Annotated in this window: 7 protein-coding genes; 1 reads left to right on the top strand and 6 read right to left on the bottom strand. The window is 66.2% G+C overall.

Annotated features, from left to right (window positions below; translation table 11 throughout):
* From AC1D1X_RS11915 to AC1D1X_RS11890, 6 genes are all read right to left on the bottom strand, one after another.
* Window positions 1-1,255, bottom strand: a 1,255-nt coding sequence (locus AC1D1X_RS11915) for a M20 family metallopeptidase (protein WP_477698329.1), incomplete at its 3' end; no start/stop codon positions are given.
* A gap of 55 nt (window positions 1,256-1,310) precedes the next feature.
* The gene (locus AC1D1X_RS11910; RefSeq protein ID WP_477698328.1) at window positions 1,311-2,171 is read right to left on the bottom strand and encodes an ATP-binding cassette domain-containing protein; all 861 of its coding nucleotides are present in this window, start codon (window positions 2,169-2,171) and stop codon (window positions 1,311-1,313) included.
* A complete protein-coding gene (locus AC1D1X_RS11905; RefSeq protein ID WP_477671705.1) occupies window positions 2,168-3,154 on the bottom strand; it encodes an ABC transporter ATP-binding protein in 987 nt (328 codons plus the stop codon). The genes AC1D1X_RS11910 and AC1D1X_RS11905 overlap by 4 nt, the downstream gene beginning before the upstream one ends.
* 12 nt (window positions 3,155-3,166) lie before the next feature.
* On the bottom strand, window positions 3,167-4,078 hold the full coding sequence (locus AC1D1X_RS11900; RefSeq protein ID WP_477671704.1) for an ABC transporter permease: 912 nt from the start codon (window positions 4,076-4,078) through the stop codon (window positions 3,167-3,169).
* Between the two features lie 9 nt (window positions 4,079-4,087).
* Window positions 4,088-5,005 carry an ABC transporter permease gene (locus AC1D1X_RS11895; protein ID WP_477671703.1) on the bottom strand — a complete coding sequence of 306 codons (918 nt, stop codon included), beginning with the start codon at window positions 5,003-5,005 and terminating at the stop codon, window positions 4,088-4,090.
* Window positions 5,006-5,081: 76 nt separating this feature from the next.
* Window positions 5,082-6,593 (bottom strand): ABC transporter substrate-binding protein, encoded by a 1,512-nt coding sequence (locus AC1D1X_RS11890; RefSeq protein ID WP_477671715.1) that lies wholly within the window; start codon window positions 6,591-6,593, stop codon window positions 5,082-5,084.
* Between the two features lie 183 nt (window positions 6,594-6,776).
* Here AC1D1X_RS11890 and AC1D1X_RS11885 point away from each other — a divergent pair.
* Window positions 6,777-6,995 (top strand): helix-turn-helix domain-containing protein (locus AC1D1X_RS11885; RefSeq protein ID WP_477698327.1); only part of this gene is annotated, 219 nt, incomplete at its 3' end.

Here is a 6,995-nt window from a genome sequence, read left to right as displayed (position 1 = left end):
AGACGGCATACGAGATGAATGGTAGTCTCGTGGGCTCGGAGATGTGTATAAGAGWCTGGTTGGGCAACAGGGCCGGGCGGCGGCCGGTGCTGCGTTCGATGGACGCCATGCCCCAGCGCACCCAGGCATTGTCGGGGTCGAGGCGTGTGGCGGCCATGTTCATGTCGGTGCCGCGCACTTCCACATCGTCAAAGCCGTGGGCCAGCAGGTGCTTGCGGATGTGCGCCAGAAAATTCGCCGGGTCGCTGCCCACCACATAACGCATGTGGCAGTGCGCGCGCGCCTCGGCCGGAATGGCATGCACCGGCATGGCCGGGTTGCCGGTGGTAAAGGCCAGCACCTCCAGGCTGTTCCAGCCGATCACGCGCTCGGCCGGCGAGAGGCCCGGCTCGCCCCAGTCGGGATCGATCTCGGGATCGTTCGGGCCGCCGCCGACCTCGATGTCCTGCAGCGCGGTACGCACGCTGGCCGGAATGGCGGTGGGCAGCAGGCCGGGCACCAGGATGCGGCCGCGGGCGTCCACCAGGCTGGCAATCGCATGGGCCAGGCGGATGCCGGGGTTGCGCAAAAGGCCGCCCCAGTTGCCCGAATGGTGGCCGCCGTCGCGCAGCTTGAGGTGCAGGTCGAAGTTGAAGACGCCGCGCGAGCCGAGAAACAGCGTGGCGCGCGAAGCCGACACACGCGGGCCGTCGGAGGCGAGGAACAGGTCGGCCGCCAGCGCATCGCGGTGCAGGGCACACACTTCGTTCAGGCCGGGCGAGCCGTCTTCTTCACCCATTTCCAGGATGATTTTCACGTTGTAGCCCAGGCGCCCGCTGCGCACGGCCAGCACTTGTTCGAGCGCGGTCAGGTTGATGGTGTGCTGCCCCTTGTTGTCGGCGGTGCCGCGGCCATACCAGCGGTTGCCGTCCACCACGATCTTCCAGGGGCTCAGGCCTTCGCGCCACTGGGCGTCGTAGCCGCGCACCACGTCGCCGTGGCCGTAGGTCAGCACGGTGAAAGCGGCGCCGGGCTCGATGCGCTCGGCCAGCAGGAAAGGGCTTTTGCCCGGCACCGGGTTGTCGACGATGCGGCAGGCAAAGCCCAGCTCCGTGAGCTTGGGCGTGATTTCGTTCTGCAGGTAGGCGTGCAGGATGGGGCCGCTGGCGGCGTCCTGGCTTTCGGTTTTGTAGGCAACGCGGCGGTCCAGCGTTTGCTGGAAACGCCCGTCGTCGAAACAGGCGAGGGTCTGGGCCACGGCTTGGGTACGGCTCATGAGAGGTCCTTGAAATTGAAGGGAAATTGCGCGGTTGAAATGGAGAGGTAAAACGTCAGCCGATGGCTTCGGCGGCAATGTCCGGCACACCCAGCCCGGGCTCGGGCGTGAGGGCAGAGGCCAGCAGCATGCGGGTGTAGGGGTGCTCGGGCCGGGCAAAGACCTGCTCGCGCGTGCCCAGCTCAACGATGGCGCCGCGGTGCATCACGGCCACGCGGTCCACCAGGTGTTCGACCACGCCCAGGTCGTGGCTGATGAAGAAATAGGTCAGCCCGAACTCGGCCTTCAGGTCCATCAGCAGGTTGAGGATCTGCGMCTGCACCGACACGTCAAGCGCCGATGTCGGTTCGTCGCAGATCAGGATGTCGGGTCGCAGCACCAGCGCCCGCGCAATCGCCACGCGCTGGCGCTGCCCGCCCGAAAGCTGGTTGGGGTACTGGCTGTGCGTGCGCTCGGGCATGCCGACCAGGTCGAGCATCTCGCGCACCTTGCGCTGCTGTTCCTGCGCAGTGCCCACCTTGTGCAGGGCCAGCGGTACACGAACGATCTCTGCCACCGTGCGGCGCGGGTTCAGCGACGAATACGGGTCCTGGAAGATGGGCTGGATGTGGCGCGCCAGGGCGCGGCGCTGGCTGCTGTCGACTTCCTTGCCGTTGACCAGCACATTGCCCGAGGTGGGCGGCAGCAAGCCCAGCAGCATTTTGGCCAGGGTGCTTTTGCCGCAGCCGGACTCCCCGACCAGGCCCAGGGTTTCGCCCTTGCGAATGCGCAGCGAGACGTTATTTACCGCCCTGATTTCACCKGGCGCTGTGAACAGCCCGCGCTTGAGTTTGAAGACGCGGCTGAGCGCGCACAGCTCCAGCGCAATGTCTTCGCTGCCGCCCGGGGGCGTTGCCAAAGGGGTGGTGGGGTTCATGCGGCCTCCGCCAGCAAGGGTGAAGCCGCGACGCAGCGCACGGCATGCTCCGCGTCCAGCGCCACATAGGGCGGGGTGGCAGCGCAGCCTGCCTGTACCTGGCTGCAGCGGTTGGCAAAGGCACAGCCCTCCACCTTGCCCACGAGGCTGGGCACCACGCCCGGGATGGCCTGCAGGCGGCTGCCGGGCAGGGTTTTGCCGCGTACCGGAATGCAGTTGAGCAGCCCGCGGGTGTAGGGATGGGCGGGGTGGGCGAACAGCTCGGCCACCGGCGCGGTTTCCACCACCTCGCCCGCATACATCACGGCCACGCGGTCGGCGATGCGCGCCACCACGCCCAGGTCGTGGGTGATGAAGACCACCGCGGTGCCGAACTCCTTTTGCAGCTCACGGATCAGCCTAAGGATCTGCGCCTGGATGGTGACGTCCAGCGCGGTGGTGGGCTCGTCGGCAATGATCAGGTCCGGCTCGCACATCAGGGCCATGGCAATCACCACGCGCTGGCGCAGGCCGCCCGAGAGCTGGTGCGGGTACTGCCGCAAACGGTCGGCGGCCTGCGGAACGCCCGCGCGTTCGAGCAGGTACAGCGCACGCTCACGCGCCTGGGCCATGCTGACCTTGCGGTGCGCGCGCAGCGCCTCGCACAGCTGGTCGCCCAGCGTGTACGACGGGTTCAGCGCCGTCATCGGCTCCTGGAAAATCATCGCCATGCGCGAGCCGCGCAGCGCGGACATTTCCCGCTCGGGCAAGCCCTGCAGGTCCACGCCGTCAAAGCGAATGTGGTCGGCGCTGCGCACCGCCTTGCGCGGCAGCAGGCCCATCAGCGCAAGCGACGTCATCGACTTGCCGCAGCCGGACTCGCCGACCAGGCACAGCATTTCCCCGCGCCGCACCTGGAAGTCGATGCCACGCACGGCGTGCAGCATGCCGCCCGGTGTCGGCAGGTCGACGCGCAGGTTTTTCACGTCCAGCAAAATTTCCATGGAGGTTCCCTTTCAGTTGCGGCCGTCGGGCGCGGTCAGGTCACGCAGGCCGTCACCCACCAGGTTGATGGCCAGCACCAGCAGGGCCAGCACCACGCCGGGCACCAGGATCACCCAGGGCTGGAAGAACATGTAGGCCTTGCCTTCGGCCACCATCAGCCCCCATGAGGGCGTGGGCGGCTGCACGCCCAGGCCCAGGAAGGAGAGGGTGGACTCCAGCAGGATCGCGTGCGCCATCTCGAGCGTGGCCACCACGGTCAGCGGGCCCATCAGGTTGGGCAGCAGTTCGCGCACCAGGATGTAGGGCGTGGACGCGCCGAGCGCCTTGGCGGCGGAGATGAATTCGGCGTCGCGCAGCTGCTGCGTGGCCGAGCGCGTGACGATGGCAAAGCGGTCCCACAGCAACAGGCCCAGCAGGATGATGACCACCTGCAGTGAACCGCCGATGAGGGAAGCGGTTGCCAGTGCCACCAGCACCACCGGCATGGCCAGCCGGGTGGTGATGATGTAGCTGACCACGGCGTCGGTGCGGCCGCCGAAATAGCCCGCCAGCACGCCCATGGTGGTGCCGATCAGCCCGGACACCAGCGCCGCGACCAGCCCGATGCCCAGCGATACGCGGGCGCCGTACAAAAGGCGGCTCAGGTAATCGCGGCCGAGCTTGTCGGTGCCGAAGACGTGCTCCCAGCTGCCCTTGTCGTGCCAGAACGGCGGGATCAGGCGCTGGGTCACGTCCTGCGCATACGGGTCATGCGGGCTGAGCCAGGGCGCAAACAGGGCGGCCACCACGGCCAGGCCCAGCAGGATGCTGCCCAGCGTCATGCCGCGGTGGCCCAGCACACGCCGCAGGCTGCGGCGCCACGCGGGAATGGGCGGCAGCGGCAGCCCGGGCGCGGCGGAAACGGTCAGGGAAGGAGCGTTCATGGTGATGTCCTAGCGTGTGCGCATGCGGGGGTCGAGCGCGGCGTTGAAGACATCGGCCAGAAAGGTCAGCCCGATGTAGAACACGGCGATGATCAGCACCACGGCCTGCACCACGGGGTAGTCGTTGCGCGAAATGGAGTCCCAGGCGAGCTGGCCCAGGCCCTGCATGGAATAGACCGACTCAATGACGACCGAGCCGCCCAGCATGAAGCCCAGCTCCACGGCCGCCAGGGCCACAACCGGAATGATGGCGTTGCGCAAGGCGTGCTTGAACACCACGCGTGCCGGGCTCAGGCCCTTGGCGCGCGCAGTGCGGATGTAGTCTGCGCCCAGCACGTCGAGCATGCCCGCGCGCGTCAGGCGCATCAGCGAGGGCATGGCGTAGTAGCCCAGCGCGACGGCCGGCAACACAAAGTGCTGCCAGGTGGTGTTGCCCGCAACGGGCAGCCAGTGCAGCCCGACGGCGAAGAGCAGGATCAGCGTCAGCGCAAACCAGAAGTTGGGCATGGCCTGGCCGACCACCGCCACCATCAGGGCCAGCCGGTCTATCCAGGTGTCGCGGTAGACGGCGGCCAGCACGCCCAGCGGAATCGCCACCGACACCGCCAGCAGCAAAGACACGGCGCCCAGCTTGAGCGTGATGGGCAGGCGCTCGCCGATGAGTTCCATCACGGTGTTCTGGAAGAAGAACGAACGCCCGAAGTCCAGGTGCAGCGCGCCCCACAGCCAGTCAAAGAACTGGGTGGTGATGGGGCGGTTCAGGCCGTACTGGACGCGCACTTCCTCGACGGCTGCGGCGTTGGCCTCGGCGCCGGCGATGGAGGCCGCCAGGTCGCCGGAAAGGTGCAGCAGCATGAAACTGACGACGGCCACCGTGAGCATGACGCTCAGGGCCACCAGAAAGCGGCGGAATATGTATTGCAGCATGGGAAGGCCCCGGTTGTTGCGTTAGCGGACTGCGCGGGTCAGCCCAGCCGTGCGGCGCACGGCTGGACCATCGTGGCTACTTCCAGCTGGCCTGGCCGAAGCGCGGCAGTTCGTCCGCATGCGCCGTGAATTTGAGGTCCGGCGTGAAGGCGTAGTTGGTGGAATAGGAGAACATGGGCGCCATGTAGGCCTGCTCGCTGATGCGCTGCAGGGCCTGCGCATATTTCTTCTTGCGCTCGGTCTTGTCCACCGTGCTGTCGGCGGTTTTCAGCAGTGCAATCACCTGCGGGTCTTTGGCCGTGTCGTCCGGGCCGCCTTCAAAGTAGTTGCCGACAAACGCGGACGCGTCGTTGATGGAGAACGATCCCCAGGACTGGAAGGTCAGGGGCGCGCGGCCCGAGTAGATTTCGGTGCGCAGCACCGGGTACTGCACAAAATGCAGGCGCGCACGTATGCCCACCTTGCGCAGGTCGCCCACCATGGCTTCGGCATATTCACGCTCGCGGTAAGCCCACAGGTCGGTGTCGAAGCCGTTGGGGTAACCCGCGGCCGCCAGCAGTGCCTTGGCCTTGGCCGGGTCGTAGGTGTACTTCACCTCTTTTTCGGTTTCGCAGCCGAACTGGGTGCGAAAGCACGGCGAATACACCGGCTGGCTGCCGCCGCGCACCAGGCTGTCGGCCAGGCCCTTGCGGTTGATGGCGTGGTTGACGGCCTGGCGTACACGAATGTCCTTGAAGGGCAGGGCCTCCGGCGTGGTGCCGTTGCTGTTGATCGACATGAAACCCACGCGCATGGTTTCACCRCTCAGCACGGTGGTGTTGGGCCTGGACTTGAGCGACTCGGCCTGGTCGGACGGCACGCGCCAGATCCAGTCCACCGCGCCCGTCATCAGCTGGGCCACGCGCGCTTCCGGGTCGCGGATCACCACAAACTTCACCGTGCCGATATTCGGCTGGCCGGCCGGGCTGTCCTTGAAGTAGGCCGTGTTCTTCACCATGGTTACGCCCTGGCCTGGCACCACCGCGGTGATCTTGTAGGCGCCGGTACCAATGGGCGCCTTGCTGTAGCCCTCCAGGCCCACCTTCTTCATGTAAGCGGCGGGATAAATCGGTGTGGGCCCGGCCAGGTAGTCCATCGCGGCCGGAAACGGCGCCTTCAGATTGATGCGGACCTGGTAGTCGCCGAGCTTTTCGACGTTTTTGATCCAGCCCGTGTTCTGGCGCGTGGCGATCTTGGCCTCCGGCGCCGTGACCACATTGAAGGTGTAGGCCACATCGTCGGCGCTGAACTTGTCACCGTTGTGGAAGGTGACACCCTGGCGCAGGGTGACCAGCAACGCGGTGGCGGATTCCCATTTCCAGGCGGTGGCCAGCTGGGGTTTGAACTCACCGGTTTTGGGGTCCCGGTAGACCAGCGTGTCCCAGGCCAGGTTGGCCAGGATCACGCCTTCACGCATGTTGTTGTGGTACGGGCTGACGTTCTCAACCTCGCTGTCCGAGGCGTAAACCAGGGTGTCGTTGGCTTTGCCTGCGTGGGCTGCAGTCAGGCCGGCACCGAAGGCCGCAAGCACAAAACTTTGACGCACCATCGTGGTGAAAAATTGCTTCATAAAAGTCCTTCGTCATGGCGTGGGGAGTGGAGACGGCTCATTCTGCGCAAGAACCAGACCGAAAGACCATTCCATGCATTAGAGAATATGTATGATTGCGTTGCCAAATCGGCAATGCTCTGGCTGCCCATGCCCTGGCAGCTCCGCCATCACCCGACGCCCATGACCCTTTCTCCCCAGGTTGCCCGTCAATTGCAGGACACCGCGCTGCGCTACTTCCTGGAGGTCGTGCGCTGCGGCTCCATCAGCGAAGCCTCCCAGCGCCTGAATGTGGCGGGGTCTGCCATCAGCCGCCACATCGCGCACCTGGAAGACCTGCTGGGTGCAACCCTTTTTGACCGCCATCCCAGGGGCATGGTGCCCAGCGCCGCCGGGGAGATG

The organism is Polaromonas sp. P1_G4 (assembly GCF_056405475.1).
Note: the sequence above shows the minus strand (reverse complement) of the source record. Positions and strands in the feature narration are given on the sequence as shown.